Source organism: Aeromicrobium sp. REDSEA-S38_B2 (assembly GCF_001628525.1).
GTDB lineage: Bacteria > Actinomycetota > Actinomycetes > Propionibacteriales > Nocardioidaceae > Aeromicrobium > Aeromicrobium erythreum.
In genome coordinates this window covers 1-18741 of sequence record NZ_LUNH01000021.1, presented here as the reverse complement: position 1 = coordinate 18741, position 18741 = coordinate 1, and the positions used below count along the sequence as shown (strand labels likewise).

16 protein-coding genes and 1 pseudogene are annotated in these 18741 nt (G+C 71.5%); all 17 read right to left on the bottom strand.

All coding sequences use genetic code 11. The annotated features are described in order from the left end of the window. Positions 1-8 precede the first annotated feature (8 nt). The 17 genes and pseudogenes from A6Q81_RS05025 to A6Q81_RS04945 all read right to left on the bottom strand — a co-directional run bounded on the left by A6Q81_RS05025 (position 9) and on the right by A6Q81_RS04945 (position 18468). Positions 9-1193 carry an ROK family protein gene (locus A6Q81_RS05025; RefSeq protein ID WP_286689740.1) on the bottom strand — a complete coding sequence of 395 codons (1185 nt, stop codon included), beginning with the start codon at positions 1191-1193 and terminating at the stop codon, positions 9-11. A gap of 52 nt (positions 1194-1245) precedes the next feature. Continuing rightward, the gene (locus tag A6Q81_RS05020; protein ID WP_067857786.1) at positions 1246-2541 is read right to left on the bottom strand and encodes a sugar ABC transporter permease; all 1296 of its coding nucleotides are present in this window, start codon (positions 2539-2541) and stop codon (positions 1246-1248) included. A gap of 8 nt (positions 2542-2549) precedes the next feature. Continuing rightward, entirely contained in the window at positions 2550-3311 is a 762-nt protein-coding gene (locus tag A6Q81_RS05015) for an ATP-binding cassette domain-containing protein (protein WP_253025769.1), read from the bottom strand. A 121-nt stretch (positions 3312-3432) separates the two neighbouring features. Beyond that, complete coding sequence (locus tag A6Q81_RS05010) at positions 3433-4515, bottom strand: sugar ABC transporter substrate-binding protein (protein WP_067857792.1); 1083 nt, start codon at positions 4513-4515, stop codon at positions 3433-3435. A gap of 367 nt (positions 4516-4882) precedes the next feature. Then, the gene (metK, locus tag A6Q81_RS05005; protein WP_067857795.1) at positions 4883-6070 is read right to left on the bottom strand and encodes a methionine adenosyltransferase; all 1188 of its coding nucleotides are present in this window, start codon (positions 6068-6070) and stop codon (positions 4883-4885) included. A gap of 83 nt (positions 6071-6153) precedes the next feature. Continuing rightward, a complete protein-coding gene (coaBC, locus tag A6Q81_RS05000; RefSeq protein ID WP_286689739.1) occupies positions 6154-7407 on the bottom strand; it encodes a bifunctional phosphopantothenoylcysteine decarboxylase/phosphopantothenate--cysteine ligase CoaBC in 1254 nt (417 codons plus the stop codon). A 10-nt stretch (positions 7408-7417) separates the two neighbouring features. Further along, a complete protein-coding gene (gene rpoZ / locus A6Q81_RS04995; protein WP_083516376.1) occupies positions 7418-7726 on the bottom strand; it encodes a DNA-directed RNA polymerase subunit omega in 309 nt (102 codons plus the stop codon). A gap of 36 nt (positions 7727-7762) precedes the next feature. Then, positions 7763-8359, bottom strand: coding sequence for a guanylate kinase (gene gmk, locus A6Q81_RS04990; protein WP_067857804.1), 597 nt, complete (start codon positions 8357-8359; stop codon positions 7763-7765). Next, positions 8349-8528: pseudogene (gene mihF, locus A6Q81_RS04985) on the bottom strand (integration host factor, actinobacterial type); the annotation flags it as partial. The gene gmk and the pseudogene mihF, both read right to left, overlap by 11 nt. Positions 8529-8638: 110 nt before the next feature. After that, positions 8639-9082 (bottom strand): hypothetical protein, encoded by a 444-nt coding sequence (locus tag A6Q81_RS04980; protein ID WP_067857810.1) that lies wholly within the window; start codon positions 9080-9082, stop codon positions 8639-8641. A 65-nt stretch (positions 9083-9147) separates the two neighbouring features. After that, entirely contained in the window at positions 9148-9999 is an 852-nt protein-coding gene (pyrF, locus tag A6Q81_RS04975) for an orotidine-5'-phosphate decarboxylase (RefSeq protein ID WP_286689738.1), read from the bottom strand. Continuing rightward, entirely contained in the window at positions 9996-13316 is a 3321-nt protein-coding gene (carB, locus tag A6Q81_RS04970; protein WP_286689737.1) for a carbamoyl-phosphate synthase large subunit, read from the bottom strand. Before carB ends, pyrF begins: the two co-directional genes overlap by 4 nt. After that, complete coding sequence (carA, locus tag A6Q81_RS04965) at positions 13316-14503, bottom strand: glutamine-hydrolyzing carbamoyl-phosphate synthase small subunit (RefSeq protein ID WP_286689736.1); 1188 nt, start codon at positions 14501-14503, stop codon at positions 13316-13318. Before carA ends, carB begins: the two co-directional genes overlap by 1 nt. After that, a complete protein-coding gene (locus A6Q81_RS04960; protein WP_286689735.1) occupies positions 14500-15804 on the bottom strand; it encodes a dihydroorotase in 1305 nt (434 codons plus the stop codon). The genes carA and A6Q81_RS04960 overlap by 4 nt, the downstream gene beginning before the upstream one ends. Then, complete coding sequence (locus A6Q81_RS04955; protein ID WP_286689734.1) at positions 15801-16775, bottom strand: aspartate carbamoyltransferase catalytic subunit; 975 nt, start codon at positions 16773-16775, stop codon at positions 15801-15803. The genes A6Q81_RS04960 and A6Q81_RS04955 overlap by 4 nt, the downstream gene beginning before the upstream one ends. Continuing rightward, positions 16772-17380, bottom strand: coding sequence for a bifunctional pyr operon transcriptional regulator/uracil phosphoribosyltransferase PyrR (gene pyrR / locus A6Q81_RS04950; protein WP_286689733.1), 609 nt, complete (start codon positions 17378-17380; stop codon positions 16772-16774). The genes A6Q81_RS04955 and pyrR overlap by 4 nt, the downstream gene beginning before the upstream one ends. Before the next feature lie 89 nt (positions 17381-17469). Further along, entirely contained in the window at positions 17470-18468 is a 999-nt protein-coding gene (locus tag A6Q81_RS04945; protein WP_286689732.1) for a hypothetical protein, read from the bottom strand. Positions 18469-18741 lie beyond the last annotated feature (273 nt).

Here is an 18741-nt window from a genome sequence, read left to right as displayed (position 1 = left end):
TCCGGCGCTCAGGCGACGACGAGCGCCGACTCGACGTCGAGCTGGGCCTGGCCCAGGCAGCTGACCGGGTCGGCGAGCAGCCGGCCGAAGGCCGTCTCCGCCGCACCCAGCAGCACCGCGTCGGGCCCGAGACCGGGCAGCGCGACCCGCACCAGCTCCTGGGGCGCCACGAGCGCGGCGTCGTGCAGGGTGCGGTCGACCTCCTCGCGCACGAGGGGGTAGAGCGAGCGCAGGAACCCGCCCAGGACGATGACCTGCGGGTTGAGCAGGTTGACGACGTTCGCGAGCCCGCGACCCAGGAGCCGGCCGACCTCGCGGAGGTCCTCGTCGGCGCTCGTCAACGCGTCGAGCACCTCATCGAGCGACGCGACCCGGTCGGCCGGGCACCCGATCGCCTCGGCGATGGCGTGCGCACCGACCTGCGTCTCCCAGCAGCCGCGGTTGCCGCAGTGGCACTCGCGACCCTGCGGGTCGAGCGACAGGTGACCGATCTCGCCCGCGTAGCCGCCCGCGCCGACGAGCCGGTGCCCGCCCACGATCACGCCGGCTCCGACGCCGACCTCGCCCGAGAGGTACACGAGGTCAGCCACGTCGACGCCCGCACCGCGAAGATGCTCCGAGAGCGCGCCGAGGTCGGCGTCGTTGCCCACCTCGACCGGGGCGATCCGGCCGAGGCGCTCGGAGAGGATCGCGCTGAACGGCACGTCGACCCAGCCGAGGTTCGGGGCGAGCCGCACCATGCCGTCGGACCGGCGCACCACGCCGGGGACGGCCATGCCGACGCCGACGAGCGCACTGCTCGGGGCGGCGTCGCGCACCACGAGGCGCAGCATCGCGTGGATGGCGTCGGCGACCGCGTGCGGGTCGCGCGAGGCCGGGATGGGCCCGGTGGCGCGGGCCAGCACCGTGCCGCCCAGCCCGACGCGGGCCACGGCCAGGCCGTCGACCCGCACGTCGACGGCCAGCACGTGGGCTCCGTCTGGCGTCGGGACCACGTCGGGCGAGGGACGGCCGGCGCCGTTGCGCACGGCGGCCGACCGCACCTGCTCGGCCAGGCCGAGGGACTCCAGCTCGGTCACCAGCCCCGCGATCGTGCTGCGGTTCAGGCCCATGTGCGTGGTGAGGTCGGCCCGGGACACGCGGCCCCGCAGGTGCACCTGGCCGAGCAGCGTGCCCAGGTTGTGCCGTCTCACGGCCTCCTGGTTGGTGCCCGCCCCCCCGCGGGCCCGCGTCTGCATGGTCGGCTCAGCTCACGCCCGACGCGGACCGGCGACGGCGCGACAGGGCGTCGACGCTGGCGGCGAGCAGCAGCACGCCTCCGGTGACGACGTAGTTGATCCAGCTGGCCTGGTTGAGCAGGCCGAGACCGTTGGCGATCGTGGCGATCACGACACCGCCGATGACGCCGTCGCGCGCCTTGCCCTTGCCGCCGAAGAGGCTCGTGCCGCCGATGACCGCCGCACCGACGGCGTACAGCAGCGTGTTGCCGCCACCGGACGACGGCGAGACCTTGCCGGCGTACGACGCGGCGATGATGCCGCTGATGGCTGCCGTCGACGTGCAGATGACGAAGACCGAGATGCGGATGCGGTCGACGTTGATGCCCGCGCGTCGAGCGGCCTCGCGGTTGCCGCCCACGGCGTACACGTGACGTCCGTAGCGGGTCCGGCTGAGCAGGAAGGTGAACAGCACCAGCAGCGCACCCACCACGAGCAGCACGTACGGCACACCCTGGATCGGGAAGTTCGGGTTGCGGCTGCGGTCGACGTTGAGCAGCGCCGTGAGGCCCAGCACGACGACCGCCAGGCCGGCGATCTTGACGAGGATGAGGCTGAGCGGCTGGTGCGCGAGACCGCGCTGCACCTGCGTGCGGTGACGCAGCAGCGTGAGGGCCGCGAACAGGACCACCACGGCGACGGCGACGATCCAGCCGACCGTGACGGGCACGTTCTTGATGGTGATGCCGCGCAGCACCGGGTCGGCCACACGGACCGAGCCGCCCTGGCCGATCATCTTCAGCAGCACGCCCTGCAGGGCCAGGAAGAAGGCCAGCGTGACGACGAAGCTCGGGATGCCGAGCTTGGCGACCAGCGCACCGATGAACGCGCCGAGCACCATGCCGACGACGAGCGCGCCGACGACGGCGACGTACCAGGGCAGTCCGTGGTCGTCGATCGCCAGCGCCGCGACCGCGGCGCCGACCGCGCCCGCGACACCCGCGGACAGGTCGATGTCGCCGAGCAGTAGCACCGGGATGAGCGCCATGGCCAGGACGCAGATCGCGCCGGCCTGGGTGATGAGGTTGGCGATGTTCAGCGCGGTCAGGAAGGTGTCGCTGAGCGAGCCGAAGACGATGAAGAGGACGACGAGCCCCAGCGTCGCGGGCAGGGCGCCCATGTCGCCGCCGCGCAGGCGGTTGAGGTAGGCCTGCCAGGCCTCGCCGAGCGTCGTGGTCTGGCGCGAGTCGATCGCGAAGTCGGAGTCGGCGAGGCCGCTGCCGGCGTTCTGGGCGGGCTGGGTGCCCGTGGATGACGTGGTCATGGTGCCTCTCAGACGGATGCGAGCCCGAGATCGCCCGAGCGACCCGCGGTGATGAGCTCGACGACCTGGGTGTTGGTGACGTCCTTCGTGGCGACGTCGGCGGCCACGCGGCCGAGGTACAGGGTGGTGATGCGGTCGGCGACCTCGAAGACGTCGACCATGTTGTGGGAGATCAGCACGACGCCGAGTCCCTGGTCGGCGAGACGCCGGACGAGGTCCAGCACCTGGCGGGTCTGGGCGACGCCCAGGGCCGCGGTGGGCTCGTCGAGCAGCACGACCTTGGAGTTCCAGAGGACCGACTTCGCGATGGCGACGGTCTGGCGCTGGCCGCCGGACAGGCTGGCGACGCTCTGGCGCACCGACTTGACCGTGCGCACGGACAGCGACGCGAGGGTCTCGCGGGCGCGGGCCTCCATGGTGGCCTCGTCGAGCTGCGGGCCCTTCATGAGCTCGCGGCCGAGGAACATGTTCTCGACGATGTCGAGGTTGTCGCAGAGGGCGAGGTCCTGGTAGACGACCTCGATGCCGAGGTCGGCCGCGTCGCGGGGGCCGTGGATGTCGACCGGCTTGCCCTCGAAGTAGCGCTGGCCGGTGTCGGCGGAGTAGATGCCGGCGATCGTCTTGACGAGCGTCGACTTGCCGGCGCCGTTGTCGCCGACGAGCGCCGTGACCTGGCCGGGGTAGACGGCGAAGTCGACGTCGTGCAGGACGTGGACGGCGCCGAAGCTCTTGTTGATGCCGCGCAGCTCCAGCAGCGGGTTGGTGGTCATGGGGATGTCTCCAGGGAGTCGCAGGAGGGCGGTCGGACGGTGCGGGCGCGAGCGCGCCCAGCGTGACTCCCGCGGGGGACGGTCTGGCAGGACCGTCCCCCGCGGGACGTCGGGGTGGACGTCAGCTGATGCCGGCGTCCGCGCAGAGCTTCGCGAAGTCGTTGGCGCAGAGGTCGTCCTTGCTGACGCCTCCGTCGTCGACGACGTCCTTGACGTTGTCCTTCGTGATGGACTGCGGGGTCAGGAGGATCGAGGGAACCTCACGCTTGCCCTCGGAGTCCTCGGTGGTGCCGTTGGTCTCGGCCTTGTCGCCCTTGGCGAGCGCGATGGCCGCCTTGGCGAGCGCGCCGGCCTCCTGCGTGGCCGACTTGTACACCGACATGCACTGGTCGCCCTTGAGGATGTTCTGCAGGCCCTCGACCGTGGCGTCCTGGCCCGTGACCGGGACCTTGCCCGCCTGGCCGTTCTTCTGCAGGATCGAGATGACCGAGCCGGCGAGGCCGTCGTTGGCCGCGTAGACGCCCTGGACGTCGCCGTCGACCTTCGTGTACAGCTGCTCGAAGATCGTGACGGCCTGCTCGTTGTCCCAGTCGGGGACGGCCTGCTCGCCGACGTTCTTGTACTTCGTGTTCTTGTCGAGGACGCTGTGCGCACCCTCGGAGAACAGCGTCGCGTTGTTGTCGGTGGGCGAGCCGTTCAGGTAGATGACGTTCGCGTCCTTGTCGCCGAGGCACTGCTCGAGACCCTGGCCCTGCAGCTCGCCGACCTTGGTGTTGTCGAACGAGACGTAGTAGTCGGCCGAGCCGCCCAGCGTGAGCCGGTCGTAGTCGATCGTCTTGACGCCCTGCTGCGCGGCCTTCTCCTCGATGGAGGCGCCGGAGTCGGAGTCGAGGTTGACGATCGCGAGGACGGTGACGCCGTCGGCGATCATGCTGTCGGCGATGGTGGCCATCTTGTCGGCGTCGCCCTCGGCGTTCTGGATCTCGTACTCGACGCCGGCCTCCTTGAACGCCTTCTCGAGCGCGGGACGGTCGGCCGACTCCCAGCGCACCGAGGACTTGGTGTCGGGGAGGATGACGCCGATCTTGCCCGCGTCACCCTTGCTGTCGCTGCCGTCGTTCCCCGAGTCGCTGCTGCCGCAGGCGCTCAGCATGAGCGTGGCACCCATGAGCCCGGCCAGCACCAGATTGCGCGTCCGCTTCACACGAACCGCCTCCTTGATTCATCTCGCGCGACACGGAGACGACATCTGATCGACACCCGGACGCAATTGTTGTTTGCGTGAACCTATCGCGTGATGGGGGTCACGTCCAGCATCTTCGAACAATTTCGTGTCGCGGACAACGAATTTCTTCCGCAGCCCCCGCCTGGGCGGTAGGTGAGAGGCGGAACGCGGGTCGGCGGTACCTGACACGCGCAACCGGGCCTCGATGGCGCGGGCTACCTACCGCCCCACTGGCCGAGCGACGAGCGGGACCACGACCGACCAGACCACCGCAGCCGCAGGACGAAGCCCTGGACGCACCACCGCCCGCCATCCGGGCGGATGGCGGGCGGTGGCGGCGTGCGGGTCAGGCGTGCGCGGCGGCCTTGAGGGCCTCGGCGCGGCCGGTGTCCTCCCACGGCAGGCCGGGGCGGCCGAAGTGGCCGTAGGCGGCGGTCTGCGCGTAGATCGGGCGGAGCAGGTCGAGGTCGCGGACGATGGCGCCGGGGCGGAGGTCGAAGACCTCGAGGACGGCCTCACGGATCTTGTCGACCGGGACCGTCTCGGTGCCGTAGGTGTCCACGTAGAAGCCGACCGGCTTGGCGACGCCGATAGCGTACGCGACCTGGACCTCGGCCTTGGTGGCGAGGCCGGCGGCGACGATGTTCTTCGCGACCCAGCGCATCGCGTACGCGGCGGAGCGGTCGACCTTGCTCGGGTCCTTCCCCGAGAACGCGCCGCCGCCGTGGCGGGCGTAGCCGCCGTAGGTGTCGACGATGATCTTGCGGCCGGTCAGGCCGACGTCGCCCATGGGTCCGCCGATGACGAAGCGGCCGGTGGGGTTGACGTGCAGCTTGTAGTCGCTGGAGTCGATGTCGTACTGGCCGAGCACGACGTCGATGACGTGCTTCTTGATGTCGCCGCGGAGCTGGGCGTCGAGGTCGATGCCCTCCTCGTGCTGCGTGGACACGACGATGGCCTCGACGCGCTTGGGCTTGTCGTCGTCGCCGTACTCGATGGTGACCTGCGTCTTGCCGTCGGCGCGCAGGTAGGGCAGCGTGCCGTCCTTGCGGACCGCGGTCAGCTGCTCGGCGAGGCGGTGCGCGATGGTGATCGGCAGCGGCATCAGCTCGGGGGTCTCGTCGATCGCGAAACCGAACATGAGGCCCTGGTCGCCGGCGCCCTGCAGGTCGAGCGGGTCGACGGAGCCGTCGGCGCGGTTCTCGAACGCGGTGTCGACGCCCTGCGCGATGTCGGGGCTCTGCGCGTCGAGGGTGATCTGCACGGCGCAGGACTCACCGTCGAAGCCCTTGACGGAGGAGTCGTACCCGATCTCCAGGACGCGGTCGCGGGCGATGCGCGCGATGTCGGCGTACGCCTCGGTGGTCACCTCGCCGCCGACGAGCACGAGGCCCGTGGTCACGTACGTCTCGCACGCGACACGGCTCTTGGGGTCCTCCGCCAGCAGCGCGTCGAGGACGCTGTCGCTGATCTGGTCGGCGATCTTGTCGGGGTGGCCCTCGGTCACCGACTCGGACGTGAAGAAGCGGCTCACTCGATCTCTCCTGTTGGCTGGATGCGCTGGCGCCCGACGGCGTCGGGCGGTGGGCGGGGTGACTCCCCGGAGTGTAACGACGCTCAGCGCGAAGGGTTCTGCCGTCCCGCGCGTCGGACGATCTCGTCCCACAGCGTGTGGGCGAGCCTGGACTTCGAGCCGGGCGGCACCGGCACCTCGCTGCCGTCGGCGGCCAGGATGACCGCCTCGGTGTCCTCGCGTCCGAAGACCTTGCCCTCGCTGACGTCGTTGACGACGAGCAGCTCGCAGCCCTTGCGCTCGAGCTTGGCGCGACCGTGGCCGGCGACGCTGGCGTTCTCGTCGCCGGTCTCGGCGGCGAAGCCGACGATGAACGGACGTCGCGCGTCGCCGCGGTCGCGGACGAGGCCGGCGAGGATGTCGGGGTTCTCGACGAGCTCGACGACCGGTGTGCGCCCGTCGGCGCGCTTCTTGATCTTGCTGCCCGAGACGTCCGCCGGCCGGAAGTCGGCGGGTGCGGCCGCCATGACGACGACGTCGGCGCGGGCCGCGGCGCCGACGACGGCCGCGTGCAGCTCGGCGGTGGTGACCACCTCGACGACGTCGACGCCGGCCGGGGCGGGCAGCCCGACGTTCGCGGCGACGAGCGTGACGGTGGCGCCACGCGCGACGGCGGCCTGCGCGATGGCGATGCCCTGCAGGCCCGACGAACGGTTGCCGAGGTAGCGCACGGGGTCGAGGAACTCGCGGGTGCCGCCCGCGGAGACGACGACGTGCCGCCCGGCGAGGTCCTGGTCGTGGGCGTCGAGCACGTCCTGGCAGACGGCGAACAGCTGGTCGGGCTCCGGGAGCCGACCCTTGCCGGTGTCGCTGCCCGTGAGCCGGCCGGCGGCGGGCTCGACGACGAGCACGCCCCGCGAGCGCAACGTCTCGACGTTGGCCTGCGTGGCCGCGTGCTCCCACATCTCGGTGTGCATGGCCGGCGCGAGCACCACGGGGCACCGCGCGGTCAGCAGGGTGTTGGTGAGCAGGTCGTCGGCGAGGCCGTGCGCGGCCTTGGCGAGCAGGTCGGCGGTCGCCGGTGCGACGACGACGAGGTCGGCCCCCTGGCCGAGCCGCACGTGGGGCACCTCGTGCACGTCGGACCACACGTCGGTCGCGACGGGCTGGCCGCTCAGCGCCTCCCAGGTGGGGGCGCCGACGAACTGCAGCGCGGACCGGGTGGGCACGACGCGGACGTCGTGGCCCGACTCGGTGAACAGGCGCAGCAGGGACGCCACCTTGTAGGCGGCGATGCCCCCGCCGACGCCCAGGACGACGCGGGGACGTCGGACGTCGCCCGGAACGGGTTCGCTCATGCGGGGCAGGTCAGACCTGGGACGACGCAGCAGCCCCGTTGCTCTGGTAGCCCTCGCTGCCGTCGGTCTCCTCGACCGTCAGCAGGTCCGCGTTGATCTCGCGCAGGGCGATGGAGAGCGGCTTCTCCTGGACCTCGGTCTCGAGCAGCGGCCCGACGTACTCCAGCAGGCCCTCGCCGAGCTGGGAGTAGTACGCGTTGATCTGACGCGCGCGCTTGGCGCTGTAGAGCACCAGCTTGTACTTGGAGTCGGCCTTGTCGAGCAGGTCGTCGATGGGCGGGTTCGTGATGCCCTCGGCCACGGAACGCGTGCTGGTCACTGTGCCTCGCAGAGAATGGATGGCGGAAAGTTCGGGTCAGGCCCGCGCGGGCCCGTCGAACAAGTCTATCAACTCCCGGCACGCGGCCCGGACGTCGGTGTTGACGATCGTCAGATCGAACTCGGCCTCGGCGGCGAGCTCCTCGCGGGCGGTGCGCAGGCGGCGCTCCCGCTCCTCGGGCCCCTCGGTGCCGCGCCCCACGAGACGCCGCTCGAGCTCCTCGAACGACGGCGGCGCGAGGAAGCACATGAGGGCGTCGGGCATCGCCCGACGCACCTGGCGCGCGCCCTGCAGGTCGAGCTCGAGCAGGGCGGGCTCCCCCGCGTCGAGGCGCTCCTCGACCGGGCCGCGCGGCGTGCCGTAGCGGTGGCGACCGTGCACGACGGCCCACTCGAGCAGCCCGTCGGTCTCGACGAGCCGGTCGAACTCGGCCTCGCTGACGAAGTGGTAGTGCACGCCCTCCTGCTCACCGGGACGCGGCGGCCGGGTGGTGGCCGACACGGAGATCCAGATGTCGGGCCGCTCCTCGCGCACGCACGCAGCGACCGTCCCCTTGCCGACCGCGGTCGGGCCGGCGAGGACGACGAGCCGGGAGCGGACGGGTGACTCGGACGTGGCCGGGTCAGCGCTCACGGCTGCCGAACTCGCGCAGCAGCGCCTGCACCTGGTTGACGCCGAGGCCCCGCAGCCGCCGGCTGTCGGCGATGCCGATGCGGTCCATGATCTCCTTGGCGCGGACCTTGCCCACGCCGGGCATCGACTGCAGCAGGTCGCTCACCTTGAGCTTGGCGATGACGTCGTCGACCCGGGCCTCGTTGCCGCTGCTCGGGGGTCAGCTGTGGGAGGGCCACGATGTCGTCCTCTCTCGTGCCGGGCGCGTCGTCGGGCCGGCGTGGGCGGGATGCGGGGCGGTCACTTGAGGGTGATCTCGCACTCGGTCTTCGCGTTCTTGACGACGGCGGTCCGCTGCGCCGACGTGTCGTTGAACTTCTCGTAGGCGTCGTTGAGGGTGCTGAGCTGGGTCTCGTCCAGCTTCGCCACGACGGCCTTGTCCTTCATGTCCTCCAGCGGGAGGCCGACCTTCTTCTGCGCCGCGAGCACGCCGTCGGTGACGTCGGCCAACGCGGCCCAGTCCTTGCGGACGGACGACGGCGCCTCCTTCGAGACGCTCCGGAAGGCCTTCGCGTACGCCGTGTAGCCGGCGTCGGTGCGGGTCTTGCCGAAGGAGTTGAGCGCGTCCGCGTTCTTCTCGATGGCCGAGCAGTACGGGCTCTGGCCGCCGCACCCGGTGAGCAGCAGGGTCGTCAGCGCGGCCGCGGCAGCCGTGGCGACGTGCTTCGCACGGGGTCGCGTCATGCGGGTCTCCTCGAGGGGTCGGGATGCTCTGACCAGGGCCGACGGACGTCGGCCACGAGGGGAGCCTACAACTGCAGGGAGTCGTTCACGGCGACGGCGGCGTCGCGCAGTGCGGCCACGTCGGGTCCGGCCTGCAGCACCTGTCGCGACGTCGACGGCAGCACGTGCCGGGTGACGCCGTCGAAGATGCGTCGCAGGTCGTCGACGGTGCCGCCCTGGCTGCCGAACCCCGGCACGAGCAGCGGCCCGTTCACGTCGAGGTCCTCGTCGGTCGAGCCGATGGTGGCGCCCACGACGGCGCCGTAGGAGCCCATCGGGGTCGCGCCCGCGTTCGCCTCGCGCAGCGCCGCCAGCACGTCGCCGGCGACCGTTCCAGTCTGCCGCCCACGGCCCGGCACCCCCGCCGGGCGGCCGTGCTGCACGAGGGCGTGCTGCACCTGCGGACCCTCGGGGTTGGAGGTCAGCGCGAGGACGAAGACGCCGGCGTCGTTCTTCTCGGCCTCCTCCAGGAACGGCGCGAGCGACCCGAACCCGAGGAACGGGCTCACGGTCACCGCGTCGGCCGCCATCGGGCTGTCCTCGTCGAGGTAGGCCTCGGCGTAGGCGGCGGCGGTCGAGCCGATGTCGCCGCGCTTCACGTCGAGCACGGTGAGCGTGCCGGTGTGGCGCAGGTCCTGCAACGTGCGTTCCAGGATCGCGACGCCGCGCGACCCGAACCGCTCGAAGAACGCCGACTGCGGCTTCACGAACGCGACCTGGCCGGCGAACGCCTCGACGCAGGTCGCGGCGAAGCGGTCGAGCCCGTCGAGCGTGTCGCCGACCCCCCACGCCTCGAGCAGCGAGGCGTGGGGGTCGATGCCGACGCAGACCGGCCCGTACGCGTCCATCGCGGCACGGGCCCGCGAGCCGAAGCTCACGACGCCGTCACCTGCGCCGCCCAGTCCTGCAGCGAGCGGACCCCGACGCGCTGCTCCAGCAGTGCCTCGATGCCCTGCACGGCGGCCGCCAGGCCCTGGACCGTCGTGATGCACGGGATGCCCTCGGCCACCGCGGCCGTGCGGATCTCGTACCCGTCCATGCGGGCGTTCGTGCCGGCGGAGATGCCGTGCGGGGTGTTGATGATGAGGTCGACGTCCTGCTCGCGGATCTTGTCGACGATCGTCGACGGCTCCTGGCCGGGCAGCGGCGTCTCGTGCAGCTTGCGGATCACCGTGGCCTGCACGCCGTTGCGCGCGAGCACGACGGCCGTGCCGCTCGTCGCGAGGATCTCGAAGCCGAGGTCCGCGAGCCGCTTGATCGGGAAGATCATGTGCCGCTTGTCGCGGTTGGCGACCGAGACGAACACCTTGCCCGCCGTGGGCAGGCCGTTCTGGGCGCCGGCCTGGCTCTTCGCGAACGCGGTGCCGAACGTGGTGTCGAAGCCCATCACCTCGCCGGTCGAGCGCATCTCCGGCCCGAGCAGCGTGTCGACGTAGGTGCCCTCGTAGGTGCGGAACCGGTTGAAGGGCATCACGGCCTCCTTGACCGCGATCGGCGCGTCGTCGGGCAGCAGGCCACCGTCGCGACCCGTGGGCAGCAGGCCCTCGGCGCGCAGGTCGGCGATCGACTCCCCCAGCATGATGCGGGCGGCGGCCTTCGCGAGCGGCGTCGCCGTGGCCTTGGAGACGAACGGCACCGTGCGGCTGGCCCGCGGGTTCGCCTCGATGACGTAGAGGATGTCCGAGGACAGCGCGAACTGGATGTTCACGAGGCCGCGCACCCCGACGCCGCGGGCGATGGCCTCCGTGGCCTCGCGGATGCGGTCGACCTCGAGCCCGCCGAGCGTGATCGGCGGGAGCGCGCACGCGGAGTCGCCGGAGTGCACCCCGGCCTCCTCGATGTGCTCCATGACCCCGCCCAGGAACAGCTCCTCGCCGTCGAACAGCGCGTCGACGTCGATCTCGATCGCGTCGTCGAGGAACCGGTCGACGAGCACCGGACGCTCGGGCGTGATCTCCGTGGCGCGCGAGATGTACTCCTCGAGCGTCTGCTCGTCGTACACGATCTCCATGCCACGGCCGCCGAGCACGTACGACGGGCGCACCAGCACGGGGTAGCCGATCTCGTCGGCGATCTGCTTGGCGTGCTCGAACGTCGTGGCCATGCCGCTCTTGGGCGCGACGAGGCCGGCGGCGTCGAGCACCTGGCCGAACGCGCCACGCTCCTCCGCGAGGTCGATCGCCGACGGCTGCGTGCCCACGATGGGCACGCCGGCGGCCTCCAGGCCCGCGGCCAGGCCGAGCGGCGTCTGGCCGCCCAGCTGCACGACGACGCCGGCCACCGGGCCCGCCTGCTGCTCGGCGTGCACGACCTCCAGCACGTCCTCGAGCGTCAGCGGCTCGAAGTAGAGCCGGTCGGCGGTGTCGTAGTCGGTCGAGACCGTCTCGGGGTTGCAGTTGACCATGACGGTCTCGTAGCCCACCGCGCTCAGCGCCTGCACGGCGTGCACGCACGAGTAGTCGAACTCGATGCCCTGGCCGATCCGGTTCGGGCCGCTGCCGAGCACCAGCACCGCCGGCTTCTCGCGCGGCTCGACCTCGGTCTCCTCGTCGTAGGAGGAGTAGTGGTACGGGGTGCGCGCCGCGAACTCCGCCGCGCACGTGTCGACCGTCTTGTAGACCGGGCGCACGCCGAGTGCGTGCCGCACGCCGCGCACGACGTCGGCCGACATGCCGCGGATCCGGCCGAGCTGCGCGTCGGAGAAGCCGTGCCGCTTCGCGCGGCGCAGCAGCGCCGGCGACAGCTCGGGCGCCTCGATCAGCTCCGTGGCCACCTCGTTGATGAGGGCCAGCTGGTCGACGAACCACGGGTCGATGCTCGTGGCCGCGAAGATCTCGTCGGGCGTCGCGCCGGCGCGGATCGCGTCCATGACCTTCTTCAGGCGGCCGTCGTGCGGGCGCCTGATCTCCTCGAGCAGGCTCGCCTTGTCGAGCTCGACCCACTCCTTGCTCCAGTCGAACTCCGCACCCGGGCGCTCCAGCGAGCGCAGCGCCTTCTGCAGCGCCTCGGTGAAGCTGCGGCCGATGGCCATCGCCTCGCCCACGGACTTCATGTGCGTCGTGAGGGTCGAGTCGGCCGCGGGGAACTTCTCGAACGCGAACCGCGGCACCTTGACCACGACGTAGTCGAGCGTCGGCTCGAACGACGCGGGCGTCTCGCGCGTGATGTCGTTCGGGATCTCGTCGAGCGTGTAGCCGATGGCCACCTTCGCGGCGATCTTCGCGATCGGGAAGCCCGTGGCCTTGGAGGCCAGCGCCGAGGACCGCGACACGCGCGGGTTCATCTCGATGACGACGATGCGCCCGTTCTCGGGGTTGACCGCGAACTGGATGTTGCAGCCGCCGGTGTCGACGCCGACCTCGCGGATGACGCCCAGGGAGATGTCGCGCAGCCGCTGGTACTCGACGTCGGTGAGCGTCAGGGCCGGGGCGACGGTGATCGAGTCGCCCGTGTGCACGCCGACCGGGTCGAAGTTCTCGATCGAGCAGACGATCACCACGTTGTCGGCGGTGTCGCGCATGACCTCGAGCTCGTACTCCTTCCAGCCGAGGATCGACTCCTCCAGGAGCACCTCGGTGGTGGGGCTCAGCGCGAGACCGGACCCGGCGATGCGGTGCAGGTCCTCCTCGTCGTAGGCCAGGCCCGAGCCGGACCCGCCCATCGTGAACGACGGGCGCACGACGACGGGGTAGCCGCCCAGCTGCTCGACGCCGGCGAGGCACTCGTCCATCGTGTGGCAGATGACCGAGCGGGCCACCTCCGCGCCCCACTCCTTCGGCAGGCCCTCGACGATCCGCTTGAAGATCTCGCGGTTCTCGCCCTTCTCGATCGCCTCGACCGACGCGCCGACCAGCTCGACGCCGTACTTCTCGAGCGTCCCGGCCTTGTCGAGCGCGATGGCCGCGTTCAGCGCGGTCTGGCCGCCGAGGGTGGCGAGCAGGGCGTCGGGGCGCTCCTTCGCGATCACCTTCTCGACGAACTCGGGCGTGATCGGCTCGACGTACGTGGCGTCGGCGAACTCGGGGTCGGTCATGATCGTCGCCGGGTTGGAGTTCACGAGGATCACGCGGATGCCCTCCTCGCGGAGGACGCGGCACGCCTGGGTGCCGGAGTAGTCGAACTCGCAGGCCTGCCCGATGACGATCGGGCCGGAGCCGATGACGAGGATCGAGGAGATGTCGGTGCGCTTGGGCATCAGTCGGTCACCTTCGCGTGGTCGGGGGCGTGGTCGGCCATGAGCTGGACGAACCGGTCGAACAGGTACGCCGCGTCGTGCGGGCCGGCGGCGGCCTCCGGGTGGTACTGGACGCTGAACGCGGGTCCGTCGACGAGCGCGACGCCCTCGACGACCTGGTCGTTGAGCCCGACGTGGGTCACGTGCGCGTCGCCGTAGGGCGTCTCGAACGTCCCGTCGAGCGGTGCGTCGACCGCGAAGCCGTGGTTCTGGCTCGTGATCTCGACCTTGCCCGTCGTGCGGTCCTGCACCGGCTGGTTGATGCCGCGGTGCCCGTACTTGAGCTTGTAGGTGCCGCGACCGAGGGCGCGGCCGAGCATCTGGTTGCCCAGGCAGATCCCGAAGTAGGGGATGCGCCGCTCGAGCACCTCGCGCAGCACGCCGACGACGTGGTCGGCGGTGGCCGGGTCGCCAGGCCCGTTGGACATGAAGACGCCGTCGGGCTGCACCGCGAGGACGTCGTCGATGGTCGAGGAGGCGGGCAGCACGTGCACCTCGATGCCCCGCTCGGCCAGCCGGCGCGGGGTCATGCCCTTGATGCCGAGGTCGACGGCGGCCACGGTGAACCGCTTCTCCCCCACCGCCGGCACCACGTACGGCTCGGGCGTCGTGACGTCGTCGAGGAAGCTGGAGCCCTCCATCGAGGGCGCCTCGTTCACGAGCGCGACGAGCGCGTCGAGCGAGCCCCCGACGTGCTGCGGGTCGCTGCTGATCGCGGCACGCATCGAGCCGCGCTCGCGCAGGTGACGCGTCAGGGCGCGGGTGTCGACCGCGCTGATGCCGACGACGCCCTGCTCGGTCAGCAGGTCGTCGAGCGACCGGTTCGAGCGCCAGCTGCTGCGCACCCGGGAGGGATCGCGCACGACGTAGCCGTCGACCCACACGCGTCGGGACTCGAAGTCCTCGTCGTTGACGCCGGTGTTGCCGATGTGCGGCGCCGTCATGACGACGATCTGGCCGCGGTAGGAGGGGTCGGTCAGCGTCTCCTGGTAGCCGGTCATCCCGGTGGCGAAGACGATCTCGGCGATCGTCGTGCCCTGCGCGCCGAAGGACTCGCCGCGGAACGCGCGACCGTCCTCGAGCACGAGCACGGCGGGGGCGCCGGGCTCCGCGCGGCGCGAGGAGCCGCTTTCGTCGGTGTGGGTCATGCGTGGACTCCTTCGGTCAGCTCGCCGGACAGGACGGTGGGGACGCCGCGCAGGAACGTGGCGACGACCCGGCCGGGCAGCTCGTGCCCGGCGTAGGGGGTGTTGCGCGACAGCGACGCGGTGTCACCGGGCGTGACGGTGCGCGTCGCGGACGGGTCGTAGAGGACGACGTGCGCCGGCTCGCCGACGGCCAGCGGGCGGCCGTGCTCGGCGACCCGGCCGATGCGCGCCGGGCGCGCCGACATCGCCTCGGCGACCTGCTCCCAGGTGAGGGCGCCGGTGTCGACCATCGTCTGCTGCACGATCGACAGCGCCGTCTCGAGGCCGATCATCCCGAAGGCGGCGGCCGCGAACTCGCACTCCTTGTCCTCCATCGGGTGCGGTGCGTGGTCGGTCGCGACGATGTCGATGGTGCCGTCGGCCAGCCCCTCGCGGACCGCGGCGACGTCGTCGGCGGTGCGCAGCGGCGGGTTGACCTTGTAGATCGGGTCGTAGCTGCGGACCAGCTCGTCGGTGAGGAGCAGGTGGTGCGGCGTGACCTCCGCGGTCACGTCGATGCCCCGGCTCTTCGCCCAGCGGACGATCTCGACGGAGCCGCGCGTCGACAGGTGGCAGACGTGCAGGCGGGAGCCGACGTGCTCGGCGAGCAGCACGTCGCGGGCGATGATCGCCTCCTCGGCGACCGCCGGCCAGCCGACCAGGCCGAGCTCGCCCGACAGGGCGCCCTCGTTCATCTGGGCGCCCTCGGTGAGCCGCGGCTCCTGCGCGTGCTGCGCCACGACGCCGTCGAAGGCCTTGACGTACTCGAGCGCGCGGCGCATCAGCACCGCGTCGGACACGCAGATGCCGTCGTCGGAGAAGACGCGCACGCCCGCGGCGGAGTCGGCCATGGCACCCAGCTCGGCGAGACGCTCGCCCTTCAGCCCGACGGTGACGGCGCCGACGGGCTGGACGTCGCAGAATCCGCCCTCTCGGCCGAGCCGCCAGACCTGCTCGACGACCCCCGCGGTGTCGGCGACCGGCGAGGTGTTCGCCATCGCGTGCACGCAGGTGAACCCGCCGCGGGCTGCGGACTGCGTGCCGGTGAGCACCGTCTCTGCGTCCTCGCGGCCCGGCTCGCGCAGGTGGGTGTGCAGGTCGACGAGACCGGGCAGCGCCACGAGGCCGTCGGCGTCGACGACCGTGACGTCCTGGTCGACCTCCAGGCCTGCACCGATCTCGACGATCACGCCGTCGCGCAGCAGCAGGTCGGTGGGGTCGCCGCCGAGCGGTCGCGCGTTGCGGAGGAGGTAGGCGGTCATGCGGTTCCTTCGTTCGAGGCGTCGGCGGGCGCGCCACCGAGGAGCAGGTAGAGCACGGCCATCCGCACCGCGACGCCGTTCGTGACCTGCTCGACGATCACGGAGCGGTCGGAGTCGGCGACGTCGGCACTGATCTCCATGCCGCGGTTCATCGGGCCGGGGTGCATGACCACCGCGTGGTCGGGCAGCCGGTTCATGCGCGCGCGGTCGAGGCCGTAGCGGCGGCTGTACTCGCGGGCACTCGGGAAGTAGGCGGCGTTCATCCGCTCCCCCTGGACCCGCAGCATCATGAGCGCGTCGGTGCCCTCGAGCGTGGCGTCGAGGTCGTAGGAGGTGCCGACCGGCCACGTGTGGACGCCGACCGGCAGCAGCGTGGGCGGGGCGACGAGCGTGACGTGCGCGCCGAGCGTGTGCAGCAGGAGCGCGTTGGAGCGCGCGACGCGGCTGTGCAGCACGTCGCCGACGATCGTGATCCGCTTGCCGGCGAGGTCGGCACCGCTGCCGGTGCCGAGACCCCCGCCGACGAGGTGGCGCCGCATCGTGAAGGCGTCGAGCAGGGCCTGCGTGGGGTGCTCGTGCGTGCCGTCGCCGGCGTTGACCACGGCCCCCTTCGTCCAGGCCTCGTGCGCCAGGCGGTGCGGCGCACCGGACGCCCCGTGGCGGACCACGACCGCGTCGGCGCCCATCGCCTGCAGCGTCAGGGCGGTGTCCTTCAGGCCCTCGCCCTTGGAGGCGCTCGAGCCCTTAGCGGAGAAGTTGATGACGTCGGCGGAGAGCCGCTTGGCCGCCGCCTCGAAGCTGATGCGGGTGCGCGTGGAGTCCTCGAAGAAGAGGTTGACGACCGTCCGGCCACGCAACGTCGGGAGCTTCTTGATGGGCCGCTGCGCCACGCCGAGCAGCTCCTCGGCGGTGTCGAGGATGCGGACGGCCTCGTCGCGGCTCAGGTCGCCGGCGCTCAGCAGGTGCTTCACGCGACCCCTCCCCGGATCGTCACGGAGTCGGTCTGGTCGTCGACCTCCGCGAGCCGGACGCGCACCTTCTCCGCGAGCGAGGTCGGCAGGTTCTTGCCCACGAAGTCGGCGCGGATGGGCAGCTCCCGGTGGCCCCGGTCGACGAGCACCGCCAGCTGCACGGCCTTCGGCCGGCCGAGGTCGGCGAGCGCGTCGAGCGCCGCGCGGATCGTGCGACCGCTCATCAGCACGTCGTCGACCAGCACGACGGTGCGTCCGTCGACGTCCTCGGGGATCTCGGTGTGCTCCAGCGAGCGCACCGGGCCGCTGTGCAGGTCGTCGCGGTACATCGTGATGTCGAGCGCGCCGGCCGTGATCGTCCGCCCCTCGACCTCGCTCATGCGGGCCGCGATCCGGCGCGCGAGCGGCACGCCGCGGGTGGGGATGCCGAGGATGACGAGCCCGTCGGCGTCGCGGTTGCGCTCGAGGATCTCGTGGGTGATGCGGGTCAGCGCCCGCGAGATGTCCTTCTCGTCGAGGACCGTGCGACCGTCCTCGTCTGCGGCGGAAGCGCCGGGGGCCGGGTCACGCGTGTCAGGACCGGGAGTGCCGTCGGGCACGACCATGTCTGACCTCCTTCTCCGCCTCACGGGACGGTGGTTAAAGGACGTCGGATGGAACGGCTCGAGCCTAGCAGCGCTGGACCGCGGGCCGATCAGGGGTCGGGGGTGGTGGACAGGGCCTGGGTGCGGGCCTGGAGGTGGGCGACGAGACGCTTCCTCTCGGGATCCTCGAGCTCGTCACCGACCTGCACGGCCCAGCGCCAGCGGTCGTCGGTCCAGCCTGTCGAGACAGTCCCGCGCGCCGCGGGTCCCTCGTCGCCCTCCTCGCCTGCATCCTCGTCGTCCTCCGCCTCGAGAGGGGCGCGGACCACCGAGAACCAGGCTGATGCATTCCAGTGCAGCGAGACGACCCCGTCGCTCACGATGTACGCCTCAGCCGTGCCCGCGCTGGTCACGGAGAGGGAATCGAGACCGAGGCCGGTCACGAGCGCCGCCGTCGCCTCCCGGTTGCGCGCCATCACGGTCGCGGCGTCCTCGGACGGGTCCACGTAGTCCACGCCTCCAGGGCCGGTCCCGTACGGTCCGTCCCAGACGAAGAGCGCGGGCGGGTGTGGATCCACGACCGCCAGCTCCTCCCACCGGAAGCTCAGCTCGTACGCACCCTCACAAGCCAGGAGGCGGCCGTCGCTCCCGTCGACGACGTACCGGACCTCACCGGCACCTTCCGGACGGATGAGTCGGACGTCCCACGCCTCGCGACCGAGGTGGGTCGTGCGTCGAAGCGGAGCCGCTAGCTCGGCGGGGCCGTGTCGCCAATCTCCGGCGATGAGCCAGTCGACCGGTCGAGGTCGCGCCAGCGCGCCCCCGAACGGAGCATGCATCGCCATCGCTTCGCGGCCGACCCGCTCGGGTACGTCCTCGTCGGCCTCGTCGTGGTGGAAGAGGTATCCCACCCGATCACCCTGGATGGCCCACGGGCGGCCGGACTCGTCGTCGACACGCCACCGATGGCCGTGCTTGCGGACGTGGAAGCGCGTGAGCTCCTCAGAGTCCTCGTCCAGCCGGACCGCGAGCACGCCCTCGATGGGTTCCTCGGACGCCTCCCCCGCCACCATGCGGACGAGGATCTCCAGCCACTGCGCGTCGGTCATGGAGGAAGCGTCGCACGCGCGAGGTCCGACGAGGTCGTGGACAAGTTCAGGACCTTCGGATGGTCTCGAAACCGCTGGAACCAGAGCAAGAACAGGACCCGATCGACTGTGCTTTCGAACGTCTTTTCGGTATCATGGAGACATGTCCAGCACGCAGCTCGCCGACCGGCTCGAGGCCGTCGCCGCCGAGCTGCGCGCCTACCCGACGAGCACCGATGCGCTGCGGCTGCTGCAGGGACTCTCCAACGCGATCGACGCCGAGAAGGTCGCGCT

Excerpts from the sequence above, each read along its gene's own strand:
- A6Q81_RS04945 (WP_286689732.1), bottom strand. The coding sequence starts at position 18,468 with ATGACCGACGCGCAGTGGCTGGAGATCCTCGTCCGCATGGTGGCGGGG.
- A6Q81_RS04980 (WP_067857810.1), bottom strand. The coding sequence starts at position 9,082 with ATGACGCGACCCCGTGCGAAGCACGTCGCCACGGCTGCCGCGGCCGCG.
- carB (WP_286689737.1), bottom strand. The coding sequence starts at position 13,316 with ATGCCCAAGCGCACCGACATCTCCTCGATCCTCGTCATCGGCTCCGGC.
- pyrR (WP_286689733.1), bottom strand. The coding sequence starts at position 17,380 with ATGGTCGTGCCCGACGGCACTCCCGGTCCTGACACGCGTGACCCGGCC.
- A6Q81_RS05015 (WP_253025769.1), bottom strand. The coding sequence starts at position 3,311 with ATGACCACCAACCCGCTGCTGGAGCTGCGCGGCATCAACAAGAGCTTC.
- carA (WP_286689736.1), bottom strand. The coding sequence starts at position 14,503 with ATGACCCACACCGACGAAAGCGGCTCCTCGCGCCGCGCGGAGCCCGGC.
- A6Q81_RS04960 (WP_286689735.1), bottom strand. The coding sequence starts at position 15,804 with ATGACCGCCTACCTCCTCCGCAACGCGCGACCGCTCGGCGGCGACCCC.
- coaBC (WP_286689739.1), bottom strand. The coding sequence starts at position 7,407 with ATGAGCGAACCCGTTCCGGGCGACGTCCGACGTCCCCGCGTCGTCCTG.
- A6Q81_RS05020 (WP_067857786.1), bottom strand. The coding sequence starts at position 2,541 with ATGACCACGTCATCCACGGGCACCCAGCCCGCCCAGAACGCCGGCAGC.